Here is a 21,988-nt window from a genome sequence, read left to right as displayed (position 1 = left end):
CGACGTACAATGGACGGATCGCACCGTTCCGTCCTGACAACGATTGCCCGCCATGTCGCAGCGTGAATGGGTGGCCGCCGCCATCCGCAAGATCGAAGCCGATTTCAACCGTTCCGCCGATACCCACCTGATCCCGCTGGCGCTGCCCGGGTTCGAGGGCATCGACGTGTACCTCAAGGATGAATCGAGCCACCCCACCGGCAGCCTGAAGCACCGGCTGGCACGCTCGCTGTTCCTGTACGCGCTGGCCAATGGCTGGCTGCGCGAGGGGCGGCCGGTGATCGAGGCCTCCAGCGGCTCGACCGCGGTGTCCGAAGCCTACTTCGCGCGCCTGCTGGGCCTGCCGTTCATTGCGGTGATGCCGGCCACGACCTCGCCGGAGAAGATCGCCGCGATTGAATTCCATGGCGGCCGTTGCCACCTGGTCGAGCGCGCCTGCGACCTCAACTGCGATTCGGAACGGCTGGCCCGCGAGACCGGCGGCCACTTCATGGACCAGTTCACCTACGCCGAGCGGGCCACTGACTGGCGCGCCAACAACAACATCGCCGAGTCCATCTTCAAGCAGATGGCCGAGGAGCCGAGCCCGATCCCGGAGTGGATCGTGTGCAGCCCCGGCACCGGTGGCACCGCGGCCACGCTCGGCCGTTACGTCAGCTACCGCCGGCACGACACGCGCATCCTCTGCGCGGACCCGGAAGTATCGGTGTTCTTCGACGGCTACCAGGCCGCCGTGGCGGGCGAGCCGGACTGGCGCGGGCTGACCTGCAGCGGCGGTTCGCGGGTGGAAGGCATCGGCCGGCCGCGGGTGGAATCGAGCTTCATCCCGACCAGCGTCGATGCGATGGTGAAGGTGCCCGATGCACTCAGCCTGGCGGCGATGCGTCATGTCAGCCGCCAGATCGGCCGCCGTGTCGGTGGTTCCACCGGCACCAATTTCATCGGCGTGCTGCAGGCGGCGCAGTGGATGCGCGAGGCAGGCCACCAGGGCAGCATCGTCAGCATCCTGTGTGATGCCGGCGAGCGCTACGCGCACAGCTATTACGACCCGGCGTGGTATGGCCGGCAGGGCATCGACGTGGAGGGTGCCGACGCGCAGCTGGCCGCAGCCGTGGCCGGGCAGGGCCTGCCCGCGCTGCCTTGGTGCAGCCTGGAAGCGTTGTAACGCGGCCGGCTGCACGAGCCTCGACCGGTAGAGTCGACTGTTAGTCGACTGCTCTCTGCTCAGACCGCGAAAATCCCGCGTTGCACGCGATAGTCGACTAACAGTCGACTCTACCGGTCACCGGTCACCGGTCACCGGTCACCGGTCACCGGTCACAGGCCCCTCGGCGCTCAATACCCCGCATCCATGTAGGCATCCAGCAGGATGTCGCGCAATGCATCGGGTAACGCCTCGATGTCCATCGCGCGGTCGTCCTGGTGCAGGTGCGGGTCCAGCACGCTGGCGCGGCCCTGGGCCAGCGCCTTCAGCCACAGCAGCACGCAGATCACGAACTCGCGCTCGTGCCCGGGCTGCAGGCGGCTGGCACCGCGTTCGATCACTTCGAACGGATACCATTCCTGCGTTTCACTGAGCCGGCCGCCCTGGCGTTGCAGGGCTTTCAGCTGGGCCAGGTGGCGCGGCGCATCGTCACCGGCATCGCACAGCGCGGCGATCCATGACAGCTCGTCCGTGGTGGCCGTCAAGGCCAGCGAACGGGCGGATGAGGCGGTGGTGCTTGGAGCCAGACCTTCCATGTGGGGCCTCCTCGTGACGTACCGCTGCGGTCTCCCCCGCACCGCCAGCTTCGGCGCGGGCCCGTAAGGCCGACGTGAATGCCCACCCCCTTGTCTGGCGGCCCCGCCAGCGCCATATCGACAGGGCTGCCCGCCAGCCGGGCCCGTAACCTGGAGACCTGCCGTGACCGCTGCCAACCCCTTGCTCGATGCTTCCGGCCTGCCGCGCTTCGAGGCGATCCGCCCCGAGCACGTGGGGCCGGCGCTGGATGTGCTGCTGGCCGAGGCCGAAGCCGCCATCAGCGCCGCCGAGCAGGTGCAGCCGGTCCGCTGGGACACCTTCGTGACCCCGCTGGACGATGCCACCGAACGCCTGTGGCGCGCCTGGGGCCTGGTCGGCCACCTGCAGGGCGTGGTCAACACCCCCGAACTGCGCGAGGCCTACAACAGCAACCTGCCGCGGGTCACCCGCTTCGCCAGCGCGCTGGGCCAGAACCTGGCGCTGTACCGCCAGTACCAGGCACTGGCCGCCAGCCCGGACGCGGCCGGCTTCGACGAGGCCCGGCGCAAAGTGCTGGACAACACCCTGCGTGATTTCCGCCTGGGCGGTGCCGAACTGGACGCCGACGCGCAGCAGCGCTTCGCTGCGATCAAGGAAGAGCTGTCGGCGCTGTCGGCGAAGTTCTCGCAGAACGTGCTCGACGCCACCGATGCCTGGTCGCTGATCGTGGAAGACGAAGCGCGCCTGGCCGGCGTGCCGGACGACGTCAAGGCGGCCGCCCGCAGCGCCGCAGAGAAGGATGGCAAGAGCGGCTGGAAGCTTACCCTGCAGATGCCGTGCTACCTGCCCGTGCAGACCTGGGGCGAGGACCGCGACCTGCGCGAGATCCTGTACCGCGCCAGCGCGCAGCGTGCATCCGAATTCGGCGACGAGGCGCTGGACAACGGTGGCAACATCGACCGCATCCTCGCCCTGCGCGCGGAACTGGCCGCGCTGCTGGGGTTTGCCTCGTACGCGGATTACTCGGTGGCCACCAAGATGGCGCAGGACCCGGCCGAAGTGCTGGCCTTCCTGCGTGACCTGGCCACCCGTGCCAAGCCGTTCGCCGGCAAGGACCGCGCCGAGCTGGAACAGTTCGCCCGCGAACAGCTGGGCATCGACAGCCTGCAGGCCTGGGACCTGGCATTCGCCGCCGACCGCCTGAAGCAGGCGCGCTACAGCTATTCCGAGCAGGAGGTGAAGCAGTATTTCACCGAGCCGAACGTGCTGGGCGGCCTGTTCTCGGTGATCGAGCAGCTGTATGGCCTGCGCGTGCAGGACGACAGCGCGCCGGTGTGGCACGAGGAGGTGCGCTTCTTCCGCCTGGTCGATGCGCAGGGCGCGCTGGTCGGCCAGTTCTATCTGGATCTGTACGCGCGCGAAGGCAAGCGCGGTGGCGCGTGGATGGACGATTGCCGCAACCGCCGCGAGCGCGCCGATGGCAGCGTGCAGACGCCGCTGGTCTACCTGGTGTGCAACTTCGGCCGCGGTGCCAACGGCAAGCCGGCCACCTTCAGCCACAACGAAGTGACCACCCTGTTCCATGAAATGGGCCATGGCCTGCACCAGTTGCTGACCCGCATCGGCGAGCTGGGCGTGGCCGGCATCAACGGCGTGGAATGGGATGCGGTGGAGCTGCCCAGCCAGTTCATGGAGAACTTCTGCTGGGAATGGGACCACCTGCAGGGCATGACCGCGCACGTGGACACGGGCGAACCGCTGCCGCGCGCGCTGTACGAGCGCATGCTGGCCGCGCGCAACTTCCACAGTGGCATGGCGACCGTGCGCCAGCTGGAATTCGGCCTGTTCGACATGCTGGTGCACAGCCAGTTCGAACCGGCGCAGGACAGCGTGCTGGCGCTGCTGGACCGCGTGCGCAGCGAAGTGGCGGTGAACCATCCGCCGGCCTGGAATCGCTTCCCGCACCAGTTCAGCCACATCTTTGCGGGCGGTTACGCGGCCGGTTACTACAGCTACAAGTGGGCCGAGGTGCTCAGCGCCGATGCCTATGCGGCGTTTGAAGAAGCACCGCAGGCGCTGGCCGAAACCGGTGCGCGGTTCCGCGACGAGATCCTCTCGCGTGGTGGCAGCCGCCCGGCGGCCGAGAATTTCAAGGCGTTCCGCGGGCGCGCGCCGCAGATCGATGCGTTGCTGCGCCATTCGGGCATGGCGTAACCGCAAAGAAGGTGCTACCGCGCGGCGGTCATTCGGCGTAGATCATCTTCCGGCTCATGCCGCCGTCGACGATGAAATCCTGGCCGGTGCTGAAACCGGACAGCGACGATAGCAGGTACACCGCCAGTGCGCCGATGTCCTCGGGATCGCCCAGGCGGCCGACCGGGTGCTGGCCGTGGTCGGTGGCCGAATAGTCCGGCGCATGCCGGCGCGAGGGCGCCTGCCAGGCCGTGGTGCCGATCCAGCCGGGGCTGATGCTGTTCACCCGCACCGCGGGGCCAGCGCTGATCGCCAGAGCATGGGTGAAGGCCACCAGCCCGCCCTTGGCCGCGGCATAGGCTTCGCTGTTGGCTTCCGACTGCCAGGCGCGGGTGGAGGCGACGTTGATGATCGAACCGGCGGCGCTGGCCTTCAGCGCCGGCAGTGCATGCTTGCTGCACAGGAAGGCGCCATGCAGCGAGGACAGCCGCCGCTGCCACTCGTCCCAGTCCATGTCCTGCAACACGGTGCCGTGCGGGCCGGCGATGCCGGCATTGTTGACCAGGCCATCGATGCGGCCGAAGCGCTGCTGCGCCGCGCCGATGAAGGCGCGCACGCTGGCTTCGTCGGCGATGTCCAGGCGCTGGAACGCGGCATCGTCGCCACGCTGCCATTCGTCCAGGCAGGCCTGGCCGGCTTCCACGTCCAGATCACCGATGAGCACGCGGCCACCGGCGCCCAGCACGGCCTGGGCGATGCCACGGCCAATGCCGTTGGCGCCGCCGGTGATCAGCACCACCTTGCCCTGCAGCGGTGCCGCCGGCCACGAGGCGATGGGCGGGGCCGCGCTCATGACAGGTCTTCGCCGCGCAGGCGACGGTGCCAGCCGGCCACGCCGATGCGGTCCAGGGTCTGGATGTTGCGCTCGACGATCACGTCCGGGTCCGGGAAGGCGTCCACCGCGCGCTCCACGCTTTCCTCGCGCAGCAGGTGCAGCGTGGGGAAGGGCGCGCGGTTGGTGTAGTTGCTGGCATCGTCGGCGGCCACGCCATCGAACTGGTAATCCGGATGGAAGCTGGCCACCTGCAGGATGCCCTGCAGGTCCAGCGCCTCGATGGCGGCGTCGGCGTTGTCCAGGAAATCGTTGTAGTCGAGGAAATCGGTCAGCACCTGCGGGTGCACGATCAGCGTGGTGTCGATCTGCTCGGCCGGGGTATCGCGCAGCAGCACCAGTTCCTCGGCCAGCTGTTCCACCAGCGCTTCGGGCGTGGTGGCGTCGCTGAGCACGAAGCGCACCTGGTCCTTCACGTACACGGCCTTGGCAAACGGGCACAGGTTCAGACCGATCACGATCCGCTCCAGCCACAGGCGGGTGGCGGCGATCGGGTCGTCGGTGGGCAGGGCGGTGTCGGTCATGGCGGGCGCTTCGGCTGGCGGGGGCCGCCATTGTAGGCAGTCGCCCGGCGTCGCGGCGTTCACTGTCCACGCACTGGACAGTGGCGATGCTGGAAAGTCCCATCCATTCAAGCGCTTGCCGATATCGCACCGATGGCCGATTGCCTGCGCGGCGGGCCAGGCGTGCAATGGACGCACGACACAGGAGGACACCCCATGACTGCATCTTCCCCGTGGCTGCCGGACGAACTCTGGTCCGGCGCCTTCTTCGACGGCCAGTGGCAGGCCTCCACCCGGCGCCAGCCGGTGATCGAACCGGCCACCGGCCAGACGCTCGGCGAGGTCGGCCTGGCCGACGCCGCCCAGGTCGCCACCTCGGCCGCCGCTGCGGCGCAGGCCCAGCAGGCCTGGGCGGCCGCCCCGTACGAACAGCGCGCCCAGGTGCTGCGCCAGGCTGCGCGACTGGCCGAAGACAACATCGATACCCTGGTGGACTGGCTGGTGCGCGAAAGTGGCTCGACCCGCCTCAAGGCCGGCTTCGAGGCCAAGGTGACCATCAAGGCGCTGCACGAAGCGGCCGCGCTGCCTTCGCGCAGCACTGGTGAAATCCTGCCGTCCGAACCGGGCCGGTTGAACCTGGCCCGCCGCCGCCCGCTGGGCGTGGTCGGGGTCATTTCGCCGTTCAATTTCCCGCTGTACCTGGCCATGCGCGCGGTGGCACCGGCGATTGCACTGGGCAATGCCGTGGTGCTCAAGCCGGATCCGCGCACGGCGGTCTGCGGTGGTGCGGTCATCGCGCGCCTGTTTGAACAGGCCGGGCTGCCGGCCGGCGTGCTGCACATGCTGCCCGGTGATGGCGCCGCCGGTGCCGCGCTGACCAGCGACCCGCACGTGGCGATGATCCAGTTCACCGGTTCCACCGCCGCAGGCCGCAAGGTGGGCGAAGCGGCTGGCAAGCACCTGAAGAAAGTCTCGCTGGAACTGGGTGGCAAGAATTCGCTGATCATCCTCGACGATGCCGACCTCGATCTGGCCGTGGCCAATACCGCCTGGGGCGTGTACCTGCACCAGGGGCAGATCTGCATGGCCACCGGCCGCGTGCTGGTGCACAGGAAGATCCATGCCGCGTTCCTGGAAAAGCTGGTGGCCAAGGCGAAGTCGCTGAAGGTGGGCGACCCGGCACGCGAGGACGTGGCGATCGGCCCGCTGATCAATGCCACCCAGCGCGACCATGCCGCCCGCGTGGTGGCCGACGCGGTGAAGGCCGGCGCCACGCTCGAAGCCGGTGGCACCCACCAGGACCTGTTCTTCGCGCCCACCGTGCTCGGCAACGTGGCCGCTGACAACCCGGCGTTCAACGAAGAGATCTTCGCGCCGGTGGCGGTGGTGGTGCCGTTCGATGATGACGACCAGGCCGTGCAGCTGGCCAACGACAGCGAGTACGGCCTGTCGATGGCGATCGTGTCCAGCAACGTCGGCCGCGCGCTGAAGCTGGGCGAGCGCCTGCGCACCGGCCTGCTGCACATCAACGACCAGACGGTGAACGACGAAGTGATCAATCCCTTCGGCGGCGTCGGTGCGTCCGGCAACGGCACCAGCATCGGCGGCCCGGCCAACTGGGAAGAGTTCACCCAGTGGCAGTGGCTGACCGTCAAGGGCGAAGCGCCCGCCTATCCGATCTGATCGAAGGAACCATCACGATGAACGACAACACCGCAACGCGTGAGATCACCGCCGCCGTGGTCCGCGGCAAGGAACAGCCCTTCGTCATCGAGCAGGCGCGGCTGCGCGGCCCGCAGGACGACGAGGTGCTGGTGAAGGTGGTGGCCACCGGCCTGTGCCATACCGATCTGATCGTGCGCGACCAGTACTACCCCGTGCCGCTGCCGGCGGTGCTCGGCCATGAAGGCGCGGGCATCGTTGAAGCGGTGGGCCCGAACGTGCGCGACCTGAAGGTGGGCGACCACGTGGTGCTGACCTACGGCGCCTGCGGCCACTGCAATCCCTGCCGCGGTGGCCACGGCGCCTACTGCAAGGATTTCTTCGGGCTCAACTTCGGTGGCGATGATGGCCACGGCCACACCGCCATCACCGATGCACAGGGCCAGCCGCTGCACGATCATTTCTTCGCGCAGTCCTCGTTCGCCACCTTCGCCATCGCGCGTGAGATCAACGCGATCAAGGTGCCCGACGATGCGCCGCTGGAACTGCTGGGCCCGCTGGGCTGCGGCATCCAGACCGGTGCCGGGGCGGTGCTCAATTCGCTGAAGGTGCGTTCGGGCAGCAGCTTCGCCAGCTACGGTGCCGGCGCGGTGGGCCTGAGTGCGGTGATGGCGGCCAAGGTGGCCGGCGCCACCACCATCATCGCCATCGACGTGGTGCCTTCGCGCCTGGAGCTGGCGCTGGAACTGGGCGCGACGCACGTGGTCAACAGCCGCGAAACCGATGTGGTGGAAGCGGTGCGTGCGATCACCGGTGGCGGTGCGGACTTCGCGCTGGAATCCACCGGTCGCCCGGAGGTGTTGTCGGCCGGCATCGAGGCGCTGGGCGGGCTGGGCATGATGGGCGTGGTGGGTGCGCCGAAGCTGGGCACCACGGCCAGTTTCGATGTGAACAACCTGCTGCTGGGCGGGCGCAGCATCCGCGGCATCGTCGAAGGTGACAGCGTGCCGCAGGTGTTCATCCCGCAGCTGGTGACGCTGTTCCTGCAGGGGCGGTTCCCGTTCGACAAGCTGGTGAAGTTCTATCCGCTGGAGCAGATCAACCAGGCGGCCGAGGACAGCACGCGCGGCATCACCCTGAAGCCGATCCTGCGGATCGCGGCGTAACGCCTATCGGTAGTGCCGGCCGCTGGCCGGCACCTCTGCTGTTGGTAGGTGCCGACCGTTGGTCGGCACGGCTACGCGGGCATGCCATGCGCGGGTGTACTCTGCTTCCATGATGGCCACGACAGTCGGGCAACAACAGCTGGTCGCCGCGCGCGCTGCATTCGCCGAGGGCGATGCACGGTCCTTGGCGGTGTTGCCGCTGCCGCTGCAGCATTCCTGGCAGCGTTCACGCGCGGCCGGCGTGCAGCCGGGGCAGGAGCCTTACTATCCGCCGCTGGAGGGCGATGGCCTGCGCCTGAGCGATCCCGGAGACCGGCGGCTTGCGCGCTGCGTGCAGCCCGAGCTGGAACAGCTGTGGGCCGCTTTCGGTGGCCGTGGCTGGACGATGTTCTGCGCCAACCGCGAGGGCCTGGTCATCGCGCAGCAGGCGCATGGCCTGGAAGATGCGCCGCTGCTGCGGCCGATCCAGGTCGGGCGGCGGTTGGGTGAGGCCGAGATCGGCACCACCGCGCCGGCGGTCAGCCTGGCCGACGATGTGCCGGCGCTGGTGCGCGGCAATGAACATTACCTGCAGCGCTTCGCGCCGGTGTTCTGCCTGAGCGAGCCGCTGCATGACCTCGATGGCCAGGTCTGCGGGGCGATCGACATCACCGGGCTGGGCGAGCGTGATCCGGCGCTGCTGCAGGGCTACTTCCGGCAGGCCGCGCTGGCCAGCGAGAACCGGCTGTTCCAGGGCCTGGCCGATGTGCACCTGCTGGCCGTGCAGCACGATCCGCGCTGGCTGGCCACGCCGCTGCAGGGGCTGCTGGCGGTGCAGGATGATGGGCAGCTGCGCGCCGCCAACCGCGTGGCACGCCGCCTGCTGGGCCTGCCGCGCCGCGGGCCGTTGCCGCTGCTGTCGATGCAGGCGGTATTTGCCGGCGCCAGTGCGGCGCAGCGCCGTCGGCTGCTGCAGCCGGGGCCTGCACACCGGGTGCGGCTGGGCGAGGGCAGTGCGGTCTACCTGCAGCACCTGCGGGCACCGCGTGCATTGCGCACCCGGGCAGCGGCCCCGGTGGCCGTGGCCGACGTGCCACTGCGCCAGCAGCAGCGCGAAGCCGCACGGCGTGCGGCGCAGGCGGCCGAAGGCAATCTCAGCCTGGCCGCCCGCCAGTTGGGTATTTCGCGCACCACGCTGTACAAGCTGCTGCGCGATTGACCCGGCAGTCCGCCGGGCCATGCCCGGCGGCATCCATCAATCGCGGAAGTTGTTGAACTGCAGCGGCAGCTCGAACTTGCCGGCCTTCAGCACGGCGATGGCGTCCTGCAGGTCGTCGCGCTTCTTGCCCTGCACGCGCAGCTTGTCGCCGTTGATCTGGCTTTCGACCTTCAGCTTGGCTTCCTTCAGCGCGGCCGCGATCTTCTTGGCGATCTTCTGTTCGATGCCCTGCTTGACGGTGATCTTCTGCCGGGCCTGGGCCAGGTTGGTCTCGATGTCGCCGAACTCCAGGCTCAGCACGTCGATGCCGCGCGCGGCCAGGCGGGCGCGCAGGATGTCGTTCATCTGCTTGAGCTGGAACTCGGTCGGCGCGGTCTGGTTGATGACATCGCCCTCGCGCTCGAACTTGGCTTCCACGCCCTTGAAGTCGAAGCGGGTGGCCAGTTCACGGTTGGCCTGGTCGATGGCGTTGGTCAGTTCGTGGGTGTCGACTTCGGACACGACGTCGAAGGAAGGCATGGGCGTGGCTCCGCGGAATTCAGTGGCCGCCATTCTATCGCGGTGCCCATGCCCGGCGCCCGGCCGGGCACGCGGTCGGCGATAATGGGCCATGAACGCGCAACGCTCCCCCTCTCGCGCGGTGACCTGGATGGTCGCCGCCGTGGCCTGCTTCTCGCTGATGGACGCCGGCATGAAACAGCTGTCGGCCAGCTATCCGTCGCTGGAAGTCACTTTCCTGCGTGGCGCTGCCTCGCTGCCCTTCGTGCTGGTCTGGGTGCTGGCCAGCGCCGGCCCGCGTTCGCTCATTCCCCGCCGGTGGGGCCTGCACCTGCTGCGCGGCGGCCTGGGCATGGCGATGATCGGCTGCTTCGTGTTCGCCCTGCGCGATCTGCCGCTATCCAGCGCCTACAGCATCTACTTCGTGGCCCCGCTGCTGATCGCCGCCCTGTCGGTGCCGCTGCTGGGCGAGCGGGTCGGGCCGCGGCGCTGGGTGGCCATCGGCGTCGGCCTGCTGGGGGTGATCGTGGTGCTGCGGCCGGGCGTGGATGGTTTCATCTCCATCCCTGGCCTGATGGTGCTGGCGGCCGCCACGGCCTATGCCATCGCCGCGATCACGGTCAGCCTGCTGACCCGCACCGATACCTCGCAGTCGATGGTGGTCTGGTTCCTGGTCATCATGGCCATCGGCGCCGGTCTGCTGGCATTGCCGGGCTGGGTGCCGCTGCAGCTGGCCCATGCGCCGCTGATCGCCGGCATGGGCCTGGCCGGTGCGCTCGGGCAGATCGCCCTGACCCGCGCCTTCCAGCTGGGCGAGGCGTCGATGATCGCGCCGCTGGAATACAGCGGCCTGGTCTGGGTGATCGGCTGGGATCTGGCCTTCTGGGGCCAGCTGCCCGACGGTTACACCTGGGCCGGCGCAGCCATCATCGTGGCCTCGGGGCTGTACCTGCTGCACCGCGAGCGCCTGAACCGGGTGCAGCCGCCGAAGCCGCTGGACCATCCCTGAACCCGGAGGTAGTGCCGGCCGCTGGCCGGCAACGCCTTCCGCGGGAGAGCTGCCGGCCAGCGGCCGGCACTACCGGTTGCGAAGGTTCACGGCAATCTTAGAACCAAAAGGAATAACATTCTGGCCCAAGGCGCAGGCGCGCAACCGCCGGCGCTGGTAGGCTGCACGCCCCTTCCATCGCCCCGCCGGTGAGCCACGCCCGTGATCGAGTTCCAGCGCCTGCACAAATCCTATGCCGTTGCCGGCCGCCAAGTCAGCGCGCTGCAACCGCTGGACCTGACCATCGAGGCCGGCGAAGTGTTCGGCATCATCGGCCATTCCGGCGCGGGCAAGTCGACCCTGATCCGCATGATCAACCGCCTGGAGGAGCCCAGCGGTGGGCGCCTGCTGATCGGCGGCGAAGACATCACCGCGCTGGATGCCGACGGGCTGCGCGCGCTGCGCCGGCGCATCGGCATGATCTTCCAGCACTTCAACCTGCTGTCCTCGCGCACCGTGGCCGGCAATGTGGCCTTCCCGCTGGAACTGGGCGGCATGGCCAGGGCCGAGATCGACGCGCGCGTGGCCGAGCTGCTGCAGACCGTGGGCCTGCAGGACCACGCGGCGAAGTATCCAGCGCAGCTGTCCGGCGGCCAGAAGCAGCGCGTGGGCATCGCCCGTGCGCTGGCGACCCGCCCGCAGATCCTGCTGTGCGACGAGGCCACCAGTGCGCTCGACCCGCAGACCACGGCGTCGGTGCTGTCGCTGCTGTCGAAGATCAACCGCGAGCTGGGCCTGACCATCGTGCTGATCACTCACGAGATGGATGTGATCCGTCGCGTCTGCGATCGCGTGGCCGTGCTCGATGCCGGGCAGCTGGTGGAAACCGGTCCGGTCACGCAGGTCTTCCTGCACCCGCAGCACCCGACCACGCGCCGCTTCGTCAGCGAATCGGAGCATGTGGACGAGGGCACGCTGCACCGTGATTTCGACGTGGTCGGCGGCCGCATCGTGCGCCTGACCTTCCTCGGCGGCGACACCTACGAGCCGTTGCTGGGCAGCGTGGCGCGGCAGACCGGCGTCGACTACAACATCCTGTCCGGCCGCATCGACCGGATCAAGGACACCCCGTATGGCCAGCTGGTGGTCGCCCTGGTGGGCGGTGACCAGTCCGCCGCGCAGGCCGCGTTCGTGGCTGCCGGCGTGCACGTTGAGGAACTGCGCCGATGATCGTCGCCACTGCTGAAGGTTTTTTCCGCCACCTGGATGCGGACAAGTGGGTGGATATCGGCAAGGCCACCATCGAGACGCTGCTGATGATGGCCGGCTCGCTGCCGCTGACCCTGGCCATCGGCCTGCCGATGGGCGTGCTGCTGTATGTGTTCGGTGCGCCGCAGATGAAGCGCCGGCCGCTGGCCTATGGCGTGCTGGCGATCGTGGTGAACCTGCTGCGCTCGGTGCCCTTCATCATCCTGATGGTGGTGCTGATTCCGGTGTCGCTGTGGTTGATGGGCCAGTCGATCGGCGTGCTCGGCACGTTGCCGGCGCTGGTGATCGGTGCGGCGCCGTTCTATGCGCGCCTGGTGGAAACCGCGCTGCGGGAAGTGGACCGTGGCGTGGTCGAGGCGGCGCAGTCGATGGGTGCCACCACCTGGCAGCTGGTGACCCGGGTGCTGCTGCCCGAAGCCCGTCCGGGCCTGATCGCGGCCGCTACGGTCACCACCGTCGCCCTGGTCGGCTTCACCGCCATGGGCGGCGCGATCGGTTCGGGCGGCCTGGGCGACCTGGCGCTGCGCGAAGGCTACCAGCGCAACCGCACCGACGTGGCCCTGGTCACCGTGGTGGTGCTGCTGATCCTGGTGCAGCTGCTGCAGATGCTCGGCGACCGACTGGTCGCGCACTACACCCGCAAGTAACCCGTCTCAGGTAGTGCCGGCCGCTGGCCGGCAACGACGCGGTGCTTCCTGGTGTCCCGGGGCTGCCGGCCAGCGGCCGGCACTACCGCAATCTGCGCGCGGCACATCGGCCGGGCCAAGCCCGGCGGCGCTTTGCTCAACGCACGTTCGGGACTTCGTAACCCAGCTTGCCCACCTGGTCGGGGTGCTGCGGCACGCGCTTGAGCTTGTCAGTGTTGACGCCGTACTCGTCGCGCAGGCGCTCGGCCAGCTCCTTGTACAGCGCTTTGTCCATGTCCGGCTGGCGCGAGAAGATCCAGGCCATTTCCCGGCCCGGGTAGCCGATCATCGCCCACGAATAGTCCGGGGCCACTTCCAGCACGCGCGAATGGGTCGGCACGATCCGGTAGAACCAGGTGCGCCAGGCGTGGTTGCCACTGTCGGCGTCGACGCTGGCGCGTGCGCGCACTTCCTGCTGGGGCGCACTGAAGCCATCGCGGTAGCGGTAGACGATGCCCACCTTGTTGTCTTCGCGCAGCGTGTACTCGTTGACGCTGGCCACGTGCCCGCGTTCGATGAAGTTCGGCACGCGGCCGATCACATACCACGTGCCCATGAAGCGCTGCAGGTCGATCGGCGCACCATATTCGGATGCCCCCGATGCGCTGGCGCGGGGTGACGGCGGGTCGCTGGCGGCCAGCGCGGGGCCTCCAAGGGACAGAGCCAGCAACACGGCGCAGAACGGGCGGATCGAGGACATGCGGGAGCGAGCTCCATTGGGTGCCCAAGCATGGTCGACTGTGTGTGCTCGATCCGTCAATGGTGTCGCAGCTCTTGAGAAGGCGGCGCGCCAAGCTGGCCACCATCGAATCGCCGAGAACGCCCATGAACGCTCGCTCTTCCCGTCGCAACCCTGCTGAACGCGACAGCTTTGCATCCGACCGCCGCCTGCTGCGCAGCGTGCAGCAGCTGGCCCTGGCCGGCCTGGCCCTGGTGCTGGTGTGGCCGGCCGCGCGCGGCAGCAGTGTCTGGCTGGGCTGGCTGCCGCTGTGGCTGGTGGGCATGCCGCTGGCGGCCTGGTGGGCGCTGCTGGGCTGTCCGTTGCCGTTGCGGGCGTGGCTGCGCCGCCTGCGCCAGCCGGGGGTACAGGCCCGTCGCCTGCCGGCGCGCGCGCGTCGCACGCGTACCGCCGCAGCCTGACCTTCGACACGGGGGCGGGCCCGGGGATCCGTGCTAGCGTTCCAGCGCTTATGACTGCCTGGAACCGCAATGTCACGACTCGCTTCCGCCTGCCTGTTGGCCGGCATGATGACCGCTGCTTCGGTGGGGACCGCCGTGGCCGCTGAAGAAACCGACCGTTACGCCTGGCTGGAGGACGTCACCGGCGACAAGCCGCTGTCCTGGGTCAAGGAACAGAATGCCAAGTCCGAGGGCCGCCTGGCGCAGACCCCGGCCTTCAAGCAGATGGAAGCCAGCATCCGCGAGGTGCTCGATTCGGACGCCAAGATCCCCGGCGTGCAGAAGATCGGCGACTACTACTACAACTTCTGGAAGGACCAGCAGCACGAGCGCGGCCTGTGGCGCCGCACCACCCTGGCCGAGTACCGCAAGGCCTCGCCGCAGTGGGAAACCGTGCTCGACCTGGATGCACTGAACAAGGCCGAGGGCGAGAACTGGGTCTGGCACGGCGCCGACTGCCTGCGTCCGGATTACAGCCGTTGCCTGATCGCGCTGTCGCGCGGCGGCGCCGATGCCGATGTCACCCGCGAATTCGACCTGGCCAACAAGACCTGGATCAAGGACGGTTTCTTCCGCCCCGAATCCAAGGGCGGGCTGGGCTGGATCGACCGCGACTCGGTGTTCGTCTACACCGATTTCGGCGCCGGTTCGATGACCACCTCCGGCTACCCGCGCGTTGCCAAGCTGTGGAAGCGCGGCACGCCGCTGGCGTCGGCCAGCGTGGTCTATGAAGGCAAGCCGGAAGACATGTACATCGCGGCGATGCACGATGACACCCCGGGCTTCGAGCGCAACCTGGTCAGCCGCACGCTGGCGTTCTACAACAACGAGGTCTACCTGCGCGCCGACAACGGCACGCTGACCAAGATCGACGCGCCGAACTCGGCCGAAAAGGGCCTGCACAAGCAGTGGCTGACCCTGGAACTGCGCGATCCGTGGACCGTGGGCGGCAAGACCTACGCCTCCGGTTCGCTGCTGGCGACCCAGCTGGACGACTTCCTGGCGGGCAAGCGTGATTTCGAAGTCCTGTTCACCCCGACCGCGACCACCTCGCTGGCCGGTGCGACCTGGACCAAGAGCCACCTCGTGCTGAACGTGCTGGATGACGTCAAGAACCGCCTGTCGGTGCTGACCCCGGGCGCCAGCGGCTGGCAGAAGAGCGAGTTCGTCGGTGCACCGGCCTTCGGCACCCTGGCCGTGGGCGCGGTGGACAGCAACGACAGCGATGCGGTGTGGCTGACCGCCACCGATTACCTGACCCCGACCACCCTGGCCCTGGCCGAGATCGGCAAGGCCCCGGAAACGCTGAAGACCATGCCGGCCTTCTTCGATGCCGAGGGCAAGGTGATCGAGCAGCACTTCGCCACCAGCAAGGACGGCACCCGCGTGCCGTACTTCGTGGTGCACGACAAGGCGATGAAGCTGGACGGTTCCAACCCGACCCTGCTGTACGGCTACGGTGGCTTCGAGATCTCGCTGACCCCGAGCTACTCCGGTGGCATGGGCCGCGCCTGGCTGGAGAAGGGCGGCGTGTACGTGGTCGCCAACATCCGTGGCGGTGGCGAGTACGGCCCGCGCTGGCACCAGGCGGCACTGAAGCAGAACCGTCACAAGGCCTATGAAGACATGGCCGCGGTGGCGCAGGATCTGGTCAAGCGCAAGATCACCACGGCCAAGCACCTGGGCGTGCAGGGCGGCAGCAACGGTGGCCTGCTCACCGGCAACATGCTCACCCAGTACCCGGAACTGTTCGGTGCGGTGGTGGTGCAGGTGCCGCTGCTGGACATGAAGCGCTACAGCCACCTGCTGGCCGGTGCTTCGTGGATGGCCGAGTACGGCAACCCGGACACCAGCGACTGGGAGTTCATCAAGACCTTCTCGCCGTACCACCTGTTCGACGCGAAGAAGACCTACCCGCCGGTGCTGTTCACCACCTCCACGCGCGATGACCGCGTGCACCCGGGCCACGCCCGCAAGATGGCGGCGAAGATGATCGATGCCGGCAAGGACGTGACCTACTACGAGAACATCGAAGGTGGCCACGGCGGCGCAGCCAACAACGCGCAGGCCGCACACATGTCGGCCCTGGCCTACAGCTTCCTGTGGGAGCGGTTGGGCGGCAAGTAAGCAGAACGGAAAACGCCGCCCTCGGGCGGCGTTTTTCATTGTCGGGTAATGCCGGCCGGCGGCCGGCGCTACCGGAATCGCTTCAACCCACGCGCAATGCGCTCCACCGCCTCCTGCAACCGCGGCACTTCCTGCGTATAGGCCAGCCGCACATGCTGGTTCGCGCGATGGAAGCCGAAATCCAGGCCCGGGGTGAACGCCACGTGCTCGGTTTCCAGGAAGTGCGCGCAGAACGCCTGCGCATCATCAGTGAAGGCGCTGACATCGGCATACAGGTAGAACGCGCCCTGCGGCTCCACCTCGATGCGGAAGCCCAGCTCGCGCAGTGCGGGCAGCAGGAAATCGCGGCGCTGGCGGAACGCCTCGCGGCGCTGCTCGAAGATCGCCATCGATTCCTCGCTGAAACAGGCGAGGGCGGCGTGCTGGGCGATGCTCGACGCGCTGATGTACAGGTTCTGCGCCAGCTTCTCCAGATCAGGCACGGCCGCCGGCGGTGCCACCAGCCAGCCGAGCCGCCAGCCGGTCATGCCGAAGTACTTGGAGAAGCTGTTCAGCACGAACGCGCTGTCATCCACCTGCAGCACGCTGGGCGCATCCAGGCCATAGGTCAGGCCGTGGTAGATCTCATCCACCACCAGGTGGCCGCCGCGCGCATGCAGCGATGTCGACAGGGCGGACAGCTCATCGGCCGACAGCACCGTGCCGGTCGGATTGGCCGGAGAAGCAACCAGCGCACCGACGCTGTCGGCGTTCCAGTGCTGTTCCACCACCGAGGGCGTCAGCTGGTAGGCCGTATCCGGGCCAACCGGCACCAGCTGCGCGCCGCCTTCCACCAGGCGCAGGAAGTGGCGGTTGCAGGGGTAGCCGGGGTCGGCCAGCAGCCAGTGGCGGCCCGGGTCGACCAGCAGGCTGCTGGCCAGCAGAAGCGCACCGGAACCACCGGGGGTGACCAGGATGCGTTCGGGGTCGATATCCAGCGCGTAGTGGCTGCGGTAGAAACCGCTGATGGCCTGGCGCAGCGCGGGCAGGCCGCGTGCGGCGGTGTAGCGGGTGTGGCCGGCGGCCAGTGCGGCCTGGCCGGCGCGCACGACCGGCTCGGCGGTGGTGAAGTCCGGTTCGCCGATCTCCAGGTGGATCACATCGTGGCCCGCCTGTTCCAGCGCCTGCGCGCGGGCCAGCAGGGACATCACGTGGAACGGGGCGATTTCATGGCTGCGCCGGCTGTAGCCCGGCGTGTGGGGCAGGGTACTCATGCGCCCATGGTACGCCGGGCGCCGGGGGTAGTGCCGGCCGCTGGCCGGCTGAGGTTGCCGGCCAGCGGCCGGCACTACCCGTGACGATCCGCAGGGTTGCCCACGGTCCTCCCGCAACCCAGACTCAGGCACAAGGACGCCATTGCATTGCCCCTCAAGGAGCCTTATCTCATGAAATCCACCCTCTGCCTGTTGCTTGCCAGCCTGATGACCAGCACCGTTACCGCCGCCACCCCGCCCGTTCCGCCGGATGCCGCCAAGCACCCGCACGTGGTCAAGGCGCCGTTCGGCGCCACCCGCAACGACGACTACTACTGGCTGCGCGACGACAAGCGCGAGAACAAGGACATGCTGGCCTATCTGCAGGCCGAGAATGCCTACACCGACCAGCTGCTGGCGCCGCTGAAGCCGCTGGAAGACACCCTGTACAAGGAGATCGTCGGCCGCATCAAGCAGGACGATGCCAGCGTGCCGGCGCGCGAGCGCGGCTACTGGTACTACAGCCGCTACGAGACCGGCCAGGATTACCCCATCCACGCGCGCCGCAAGGGCAGCATGGATGCCGCCGAGGAAATCCTGCTGGACGTCAATACGATGGCCGCCGGCAAGGGCTACTTCAGCGTCGGTTCGATGGAGGTGAGCCAGGACAACCAGCTGCTGGCCTGGGCCGACGATGATGTCGGCCGCCGCCAGTACACGATCCGCTTCAAGGACCTGGCCACTGGCAAGGTGCTGCCCGACGTCATCACCGGCAGCTCCGGCGACCTGGTCTGGGCCGACGACAACCGCACCGTGCTGTATGTCGAGAACGATCCGGAAACGCTGCTGACCGTGCGGGTGAAGAAGCACGTGCTGGGCACCCCGGCCAGCGCCGACACCGTCGTCTATGAAGAGAAGGACGACAGCTTCTACATGGGCATCGGCCGCACCCGCGACGATCGCTTCATCACCATCGGCGTGCACAGCACCGTGTCCTCGGAAGAGCGCTACGCGCCGGCCAGCGACCCGACGACCTTCACCGTACTGGCGCCGCGCCAGCGTGACGTCGAGTACGACGCCGACCACTACGATGGCCGCTGGGTGATCCGCACCAACGATGGCGCGAAGAACTTCAAGCTGGTCACCGCCCCGACCGATACCACCTCCCGCGCGCAGTGGAAGGACTGGATCGCGCACGACGATGCGGTGTTCATCGAAGGCTTCGAGCTGTTCGATGCGTACACCGCCATTGCCGAGCGTTCCGAAGGCCTGGAGCGCATCCGCCTGCTGTTCAAGGATGGCCGCAGCGATTACGTGAAGGCCGACGAGCCGGCGTATTCGACGGGCCTGGGCGACAACACCGAGGCCGATACGCCGTGGCTGCGTTACGTCTACACCTCGATGACCACCCCGACCACGGTGTTCGAGCTGAACACCGCCACCGGCGAGCGCCGCCAGCTGAAGGTGCAGCCGGTGATCGGCTATGACGCCTCGAAGTACGAAACCGACCGCGTCTGGATCACCGCGCGCGACGGGGTGAAGGTGCCGGTGTCGCTGGTCTACCGCAAGGGCTACCAGAAGGACGGCACGGGCGCGCTGTTCCAGTACGCCTACGGCAGCTACGGCATGTCGATGGACCCGTACTTCAACCAGACGGCGGTGAGCCTGCTTGACCGTGGCGTGGTGTATGCCATCGCCCATATCCGCGGTGGCCAGGAGATGGGCCGCGACTGGTACGAGAACGGCAAGCTGCTGCACAAGCAGAACACCTTCAACGACTTCATCGACGTCACCCGCGGCCTGGTGGCCCAGGGCTGGGCGGCGAAGGATCGAGTGGCCGCCTCCGGTGGCAGCGCCGGCGGCCTGCTGATGGGCGCGGTGGCCAACCAGGCGCCGCAGGATTACCGGGTGATGATGGCGCAGGTGCCGTTCGTCGACGTGGTCACCACCATGCTCGACCCGACCATCCCGCTGACCACCAACGAGTACGACGAGTGGGGCAACCCGGAGCAGAAGTCGTACTACGACTACATGCTGTCCTACTCGCCCTACGACAACGTCAAGCAGCAGGCCTATCCGGCGCTGTTCGTCGGTACCGGCCTGTGGGATTCGCAGGTGCAGTACTGGGAACCGGCCAAGTGGGTGGCCAAGCTGCGTGATGACAACACCGGGCATTACCCGATCGTGTTCCGCACCAACATGGAAGCTGGCCACGGCGGCAAGTCCGGGCGCTTCCAGCGCTACCGCGAGCTGTCCGAGTCGTACGCGTTCGTGCTGCAGCAGCTGGGCATCGTCCAGCCGTGATCGCGACAGGGTGCCGGGCACTGCCTGGCACCCTGAACCGGTATCCTTGCGGCCATGACCGCACCTGCGCCACCGCCTCCGGATGACACCCCGCCACCGCGCGTGGTGCGTTTCCGCTGGGCGTGGTGGCTGCTGGCCTACGCCAGCCTCGGCACCGGCATCGTCGGCATCTTCGTGCCGGGCCTGCCGACCACCGTATTCATCCTGATTTCGGCCTGGGCCGCCTCGCGCGGCTCCGAGCGCCTGCACAACTGGCTGCTGCAGCACCCGCGCTTCGGCCCGGCCATCGCCAACTGGCAGGCGCACGGCGCCGTCAGCCGCTACGGCAAGTGGATGGCCACGATCACCATGGCCGTGTGCGCCGGCATCATGCTGTGGTGCGTGCCGATCGCCTGGGTGAAGTGGTTCTCCATCGGCAGCATGGCCGTGGTGGCAATCTGGCTGTGGACGCGCCCGCTGCCCCCGCCGGCGGGGTAGAGTCGACCGTTGGTCGACTGCTCTCCCGGCCGCCGGCGAAAACCCCGCGCTGCGCGCGATAGTCGACCAACGGTCGACTCTACCTACCGCTCAGCCGCCAATGGCTATACTCGGGCGCATGAAGATCCCCCATCGCAACGCCATCCTGATTCCGCTGGCAGCGGCCTCGCTGCTGTTCCTGTCCGCCTGTGGCAACAAGGGCCCGCTGGTACTGCCGCAGAAGCCTGTGCCGGTGGAAGAGACGGTCGAACCGGCCGCCGCGCCCGAAGCCACCCCGGAAGCCACGCCCGAAGCGACCCAGCCGACCAGCGACGGCAGCCCCTCGGTCACCCCGGACCCGATCAAGCCGGTGGACGATGGAAATGAGTAAGGCCGGCTGCACGGCCCTGCGCTTCAGCAAGATGCACGGCGCGGGCAACGATTTCGTAGTGATCGATCTGCGTGACGGCACGCCGCCGCCCACCCCGCAGCTGGCCGCGCGCCTGGCCGACCGCCATACCGGCGTGGGCTGCGACCAGATCCTGACCATCGAGGCCCCGCGCGCGGAAGGCTCGGTGGCGTCCTACCGGATCTGGAATGCCGATGGCTCCAATTCCGAACAGTGCGGCAACGGCGCGCGCTGCATCGCCGCCTGGCTGGTGCGCGAGGGCAGTGCGCAGGGCGAGCGCTTCGTGATCGACAGCCCGCTGGCCAGCCACGACGTGCAGGTGCTGGGCGATGGCCGCTTCTCGGTGGCCATGGGCGTGCCGGCGTTCGAACCGGCGCAGGTGCCGCTGGTGGGCTTCGCCCATCCGCGCGACGAGTACCTGATGCCGCTGCAGGGCGAAACCGTGCGTTTCTCGGCGGTGTCGATGGGCAATCCGCATGCGGTCATCGAAGTGGGCCTGATCGATGCCGCACCGGTCGAGCGCGTCGGCTCGCTGCTGCAGCAGCATGCGTCGTTCCCGCAGTCGGTCAACGTGGGCTTCGCCCAGGTGATCGGCCCGGACCACGCGCGCCTGCGCGTGTACGAGCGGGGCGTGGGCGAAACCCTGGCCTGCGGCAGCGGTGCCTGTGCCGCCGCCGTCACCCTGATGCAGCGCGGCCGCCTGCAGAGCGATGCACGCATCAGCCTGCCCGGTGGCGAACTTCGCATCCAGTGGCCGGGCGACGGCCAGCCGGTGGTGATGGCCGGCCCGACCGCATTCGTCTTCGAAGGGGAGTGGACCGCATGAGTGAGACCGTCGACAAGCTCGGGGGCCATGACGTCGCTGCGTGGTTGCGGCGGCATCCGGGCTTCCTCAAGCAGTTCCCCGACCTGGCCCTGACCCTGGTGGTGCCGCGCGATGACGGCCCCACCGCGTCGCTGGCCAGCTACCAGCTGGAAGTGCTGCGCGAGAAGAACCGCGAGCTGGCGCGACGGTTGGCCGACCTGGGCGCGACCGCACAGGTCAACGAGCGGTTGGCGGTGCGCACGCACCAGCTGACCCTGGCCCTGATGAAGCAGGACACCGCCGCTGACACCCTGCGTGCAATGGCGGCGTCGCTGCAGGAAGATTTTGCCGGCGACCTGGTGCGCCTGGTGGTGCACGCGCCGGTGGCCGGGCTGGAGCAGGCCGAGTGGCTGCAGGTGATCGCCGCCGACGATGCCCAGCTGGGCCCGTTCCGCGATTGCCTGAAGGACGGCGAGCCGATCTGCGGGCGCCTGCAGCCGGAAAAGAACGCGGTGCTGTACGGCGCGCGCAGCGACGAGGTGCAGACCACCGCATTGCTGCCGTTGCCCGGCATCGGCCTGATCGCCGTCGGCAGCCACGATGCCAACCGCTTCTACCCGGGCATGGGCACGCTGTTCCTGCGCATGATGGGCGATGCCCTGGTGGCTGGCCTGAAGCGCTTCGAGCGCTGAGCCGGGCCG

21 protein-coding genes are annotated in these 21,988 nt (G+C 68.3%); 15 read left to right on the top strand and 6 right to left on the bottom strand.

The annotated features are described in order from the left end of the window. The first annotated feature begins 52 nt into the window (after positions 1–52). Positions 53–1,165: a PLP-dependent cysteine synthase family protein gene (locus tag C1927_RS18275; RefSeq protein WP_108747407.1), complete on the top strand. Its 1,113-nt coding sequence runs from the start codon at positions 53–55 to the stop codon at positions 1,163–1,165. Between the two features lie 170 nt (positions 1,166–1,335). Here the strand turns inward: C1927_RS18275 and C1927_RS18270 are convergent, their stop codons facing one another. After that, positions 1,336–1,740 carry a hypothetical protein gene (locus C1927_RS18270; protein WP_079223472.1) on the bottom strand — a complete coding sequence of 135 codons (405 nt, stop codon included), beginning with the start codon at positions 1,738–1,740 and terminating at the stop codon, positions 1,336–1,338. Between the two features lie 163 nt (positions 1,741–1,903). Here C1927_RS18270 and C1927_RS18265 point away from each other — a divergent pair, with 163 nt between their 5' ends. Beyond that, positions 1,904–3,934 carry a M3 family metallopeptidase gene (locus C1927_RS18265; protein ID WP_108747406.1) on the top strand — a complete coding sequence of 677 codons (2,031 nt, stop codon included), beginning with the start codon at positions 1,904–1,906 and terminating at the stop codon, positions 3,932–3,934. Between the two features lie 28 nt (positions 3,935–3,962). Here the strand turns inward: C1927_RS18265 and C1927_RS18260 are convergent, their stop codons facing one another. Both C1927_RS18260 and C1927_RS18255 read right to left on the bottom strand, forming a co-directional pair. Beyond that, positions 3,963–4,766 (bottom strand): SDR family oxidoreductase, encoded by an 804-nt coding sequence (locus C1927_RS18260; RefSeq protein ID WP_079223468.1) that lies wholly within the window; start codon positions 4,764–4,766, stop codon positions 3,963–3,965. Continuing rightward, positions 4,763–5,329 (bottom strand): DUF1415 domain-containing protein, encoded by a 567-nt coding sequence (locus C1927_RS18255; RefSeq protein ID WP_079223466.1) that lies wholly within the window; start codon positions 5,327–5,329, stop codon positions 4,763–4,765. The genes C1927_RS18260 and C1927_RS18255 overlap by 4 nt, the downstream gene beginning before the upstream one ends. 195 nt (positions 5,330–5,524) lie before the next feature. Between C1927_RS18255 and C1927_RS18250 the strand changes: the two genes are divergently transcribed. From C1927_RS18250 to C1927_RS18240, 3 genes are all read left to right on the top strand, one after another. Continuing rightward, positions 5,525–6,991, top strand: coding sequence for a benzaldehyde dehydrogenase (locus C1927_RS18250; RefSeq protein WP_108747405.1), 1,467 nt, complete (start codon positions 5,525–5,527; stop codon positions 6,989–6,991). A 17-nt stretch (positions 6,992–7,008) separates the two neighbouring features. Then, entirely contained in the window at positions 7,009–8,136 is a 1,128-nt protein-coding gene (locus C1927_RS18245) for an NAD(P)-dependent alcohol dehydrogenase (RefSeq protein WP_079223462.1), read from the top strand. Between the two features lie 112 nt (positions 8,137–8,248). Further along, on the top strand, positions 8,249–9,334 hold the full coding sequence (locus C1927_RS18240; protein ID WP_254051499.1) for a helix-turn-helix domain-containing protein: 1,086 nt from the start codon (positions 8,249–8,251) through the stop codon (positions 9,332–9,334). Between the two features lie 36 nt (positions 9,335–9,370). Here the strand turns inward: C1927_RS18240 and C1927_RS18235 are convergent, their stop codons facing one another. Next, positions 9,371–9,853: a YajQ family cyclic di-GMP-binding protein gene (locus C1927_RS18235; protein WP_108747403.1), complete on the bottom strand. Its 483-nt coding sequence runs from the start codon at positions 9,851–9,853 to the stop codon at positions 9,371–9,373. Between the two features lie 91 nt (positions 9,854–9,944). On the opposite strand from C1927_RS18235, the gene C1927_RS18230 reads away from it, so the two are divergent. The 3 genes from C1927_RS18230 to C1927_RS18220 all read left to right on the top strand — a co-directional run bounded on the left by C1927_RS18230 (position 9,945) and on the right by C1927_RS18220 (position 12,736). Then, positions 9,945–10,841 (top strand): DMT family transporter, encoded by an 897-nt coding sequence (locus tag C1927_RS18230; RefSeq protein ID WP_108747402.1) that lies wholly within the window; start codon positions 9,945–9,947, stop codon positions 10,839–10,841. A gap of 201 nt (positions 10,842–11,042) precedes the next feature. Beyond that, positions 11,043–12,050 carry a methionine ABC transporter ATP-binding protein gene (locus C1927_RS18225; protein WP_079223455.1) on the top strand — a complete coding sequence of 336 codons (1,008 nt, stop codon included), beginning with the start codon at positions 11,043–11,045 and terminating at the stop codon, positions 12,048–12,050. Beyond that, positions 12,047–12,736 carry a methionine ABC transporter permease gene (locus C1927_RS18220; protein ID WP_079223454.1) on the top strand — a complete coding sequence of 230 codons (690 nt, stop codon included), beginning with the start codon at positions 12,047–12,049 and terminating at the stop codon, positions 12,734–12,736. Before C1927_RS18225 ends, C1927_RS18220 begins: the two co-directional genes overlap by 4 nt. Positions 12,737–12,872: 136 nt before the next feature. Here the strand turns inward: C1927_RS18220 and C1927_RS18215 are convergent, their stop codons facing one another. Beyond that, positions 12,873–13,475: a lipocalin family protein gene (locus C1927_RS18215; RefSeq protein ID WP_079223449.1), complete on the bottom strand. Its 603-nt coding sequence runs from the start codon at positions 13,473–13,475 to the stop codon at positions 12,873–12,875. A gap of 125 nt (positions 13,476–13,600) precedes the next feature. On the opposite strand from C1927_RS18215, the gene C1927_RS18210 reads away from it, so the two are divergent. Together C1927_RS18210 and C1927_RS18205 are read left to right on the top strand one after the other, a co-directional pair. Beyond that, on the top strand, positions 13,601–13,915 hold the full coding sequence (locus tag C1927_RS18210; RefSeq protein ID WP_108747401.1) for a hypothetical protein: 315 nt from the start codon (positions 13,601–13,603) through the stop codon (positions 13,913–13,915). 69 nt (positions 13,916–13,984) lie between these two features. Further along, complete coding sequence (locus C1927_RS18205; RefSeq protein ID WP_079223446.1) at positions 13,985–16,081, top strand: prolyl oligopeptidase family serine peptidase; 2,097 nt, start codon at positions 13,985–13,987, stop codon at positions 16,079–16,081. Positions 16,082–16,149: 68 nt separating this feature from the next. On the opposite strand, the gene C1927_RS18200 is transcribed toward C1927_RS18205, so the two are convergent. Then, positions 16,150–17,334 carry a pyridoxal phosphate-dependent aminotransferase gene (locus tag C1927_RS18200; protein WP_079223444.1) on the bottom strand — a complete coding sequence of 395 codons (1,185 nt, stop codon included), beginning with the start codon at positions 17,332–17,334 and terminating at the stop codon, positions 16,150–16,152. Positions 17,335–17,505: 171 nt separating this feature from the next. Here C1927_RS18200 and C1927_RS18195 point away from each other — a divergent pair, with 171 nt between their 5' ends. The 5 genes from C1927_RS18195 to C1927_RS18175 all read left to right on the top strand — a co-directional run bounded on the left by C1927_RS18195 (position 17,506) and on the right by C1927_RS18175 (position 21,979). Then, positions 17,506–19,617 (top strand): S9 family peptidase, encoded by a 2,112-nt coding sequence (locus tag C1927_RS18195; RefSeq protein ID WP_108747400.1) that lies wholly within the window; start codon positions 17,506–17,508, stop codon positions 19,615–19,617. Between the two features lie 54 nt (positions 19,618–19,671). After that, complete coding sequence (locus tag C1927_RS18190) at positions 19,672–20,094, top strand: YbaN family protein (RefSeq protein ID WP_079223441.1); 423 nt, start codon at positions 19,672–19,674, stop codon at positions 20,092–20,094. 118 nt (positions 20,095–20,212) lie between these two features. Beyond that, entirely contained in the window at positions 20,213–20,464 is a 252-nt protein-coding gene (locus C1927_RS18185; RefSeq protein ID WP_079223439.1) for a lipoprotein, read from the top strand. Next, positions 20,457–21,308, top strand: coding sequence for a diaminopimelate epimerase (gene dapF / locus C1927_RS18180; RefSeq protein WP_079223437.1), 852 nt, complete (start codon positions 20,457–20,459; stop codon positions 21,306–21,308). Before C1927_RS18185 ends, dapF begins: the two co-directional genes overlap by 8 nt. Next, entirely contained in the window at positions 21,305–21,979 is a 675-nt protein-coding gene (locus C1927_RS18175; protein WP_079223435.1) for a DUF484 family protein, read from the top strand. Before dapF ends, C1927_RS18175 begins: the two co-directional genes overlap by 4 nt. Positions 21,980–21,988 lie beyond the last annotated feature (9 nt).

The organism is Stenotrophomonas sp. ZAC14D1_NAIMI4_1 (genome assembly GCF_003086775.1).
Lineage (GTDB): Bacteria > Pseudomonadota > Gammaproteobacteria > Xanthomonadales > Xanthomonadaceae > Stenotrophomonas.
This window is presented reverse-complemented; position numbering and strand designations above follow the sequence as displayed.

Coding starts and splice junctions, on each gene's coding strand:
- C1927_RS18275 (WP_108747407.1), top strand. CDS start 53: ATGTCGCAGCGTGAATGGGTGGCCGCCGCCATCCGCAAGATCGAAGCC.
- C1927_RS18270 (WP_079223472.1), bottom strand. CDS start 1,740: ATGGAAGGTCTGGCTCCAAGCACCACCGCCTCATCCGCCCGTTCGCTG.
- C1927_RS18260 (WP_079223468.1), bottom strand. CDS start 4,766: ATGAGCGCGGCCCCGCCCATCGCCTCGTGGCCGGCGGCACCGCTGCAG.
- C1927_RS18255 (WP_079223466.1), bottom strand. CDS start 5,329: ATGACCGACACCGCCCTGCCCACCGACGACCCGATCGCCGCCACCCGC.
- C1927_RS18250 (WP_108747405.1), top strand. CDS start 5,525: ATGACTGCATCTTCCCCGTGGCTGCCGGACGAACTCTGGTCCGGCGCC.
- C1927_RS18245 (WP_079223462.1), top strand. CDS start 7,009: ATGAACGACAACACCGCAACGCGTGAGATCACCGCCGCCGTGGTCCGC.
- C1927_RS18240 (WP_254051499.1), top strand. CDS start 8,249: ATGGCCACGACAGTCGGGCAACAACAGCTGGTCGCCGCGCGCGCTGCA.
- C1927_RS18235 (WP_108747403.1), bottom strand. CDS start 9,853: ATGCCTTCCTTCGACGTCGTGTCCGAAGTCGACACCCACGAACTGACC.
- C1927_RS18230 (WP_108747402.1), top strand. CDS start 9,945: ATGAACGCGCAACGCTCCCCCTCTCGCGCGGTGACCTGGATGGTCGCC.
- C1927_RS18220 (WP_079223454.1), top strand. CDS start 12,047: ATGATCGTCGCCACTGCTGAAGGTTTTTTCCGCCACCTGGATGCGGAC.
- C1927_RS18215 (WP_079223449.1), bottom strand. CDS start 13,475: ATGTCCTCGATCCGCCCGTTCTGCGCCGTGTTGCTGGCTCTGTCCCTT.
- C1927_RS18210 (WP_108747401.1), top strand. CDS start 13,601: ATGAACGCTCGCTCTTCCCGTCGCAACCCTGCTGAACGCGACAGCTTT.
- C1927_RS18205 (WP_079223446.1), top strand. CDS start 13,985: ATGTCACGACTCGCTTCCGCCTGCCTGTTGGCCGGCATGATGACCGCT.
- C1927_RS18200 (WP_079223444.1), bottom strand. CDS start 17,334: ATGAGTACCCTGCCCCACACGCCGGGCTACAGCCGGCGCAGCCATGAA.
- C1927_RS18195 (WP_108747400.1), top strand. CDS start 17,506: ATGAAATCCACCCTCTGCCTGTTGCTTGCCAGCCTGATGACCAGCACC.
- C1927_RS18190 (WP_079223441.1), top strand. CDS start 19,672: ATGACCGCACCTGCGCCACCGCCTCCGGATGACACCCCGCCACCGCGC.
- C1927_RS18185 (WP_079223439.1), top strand. CDS start 20,213: ATGAAGATCCCCCATCGCAACGCCATCCTGATTCCGCTGGCAGCGGCC.
- dapF (WP_079223437.1), top strand. CDS start 20,457: ATGAGTAAGGCCGGCTGCACGGCCCTGCGCTTCAGCAAGATGCACGGC.
- C1927_RS18175 (WP_079223435.1), top strand. CDS start 21,305: ATGAGTGAGACCGTCGACAAGCTCGGGGGCCATGACGTCGCTGCGTGG.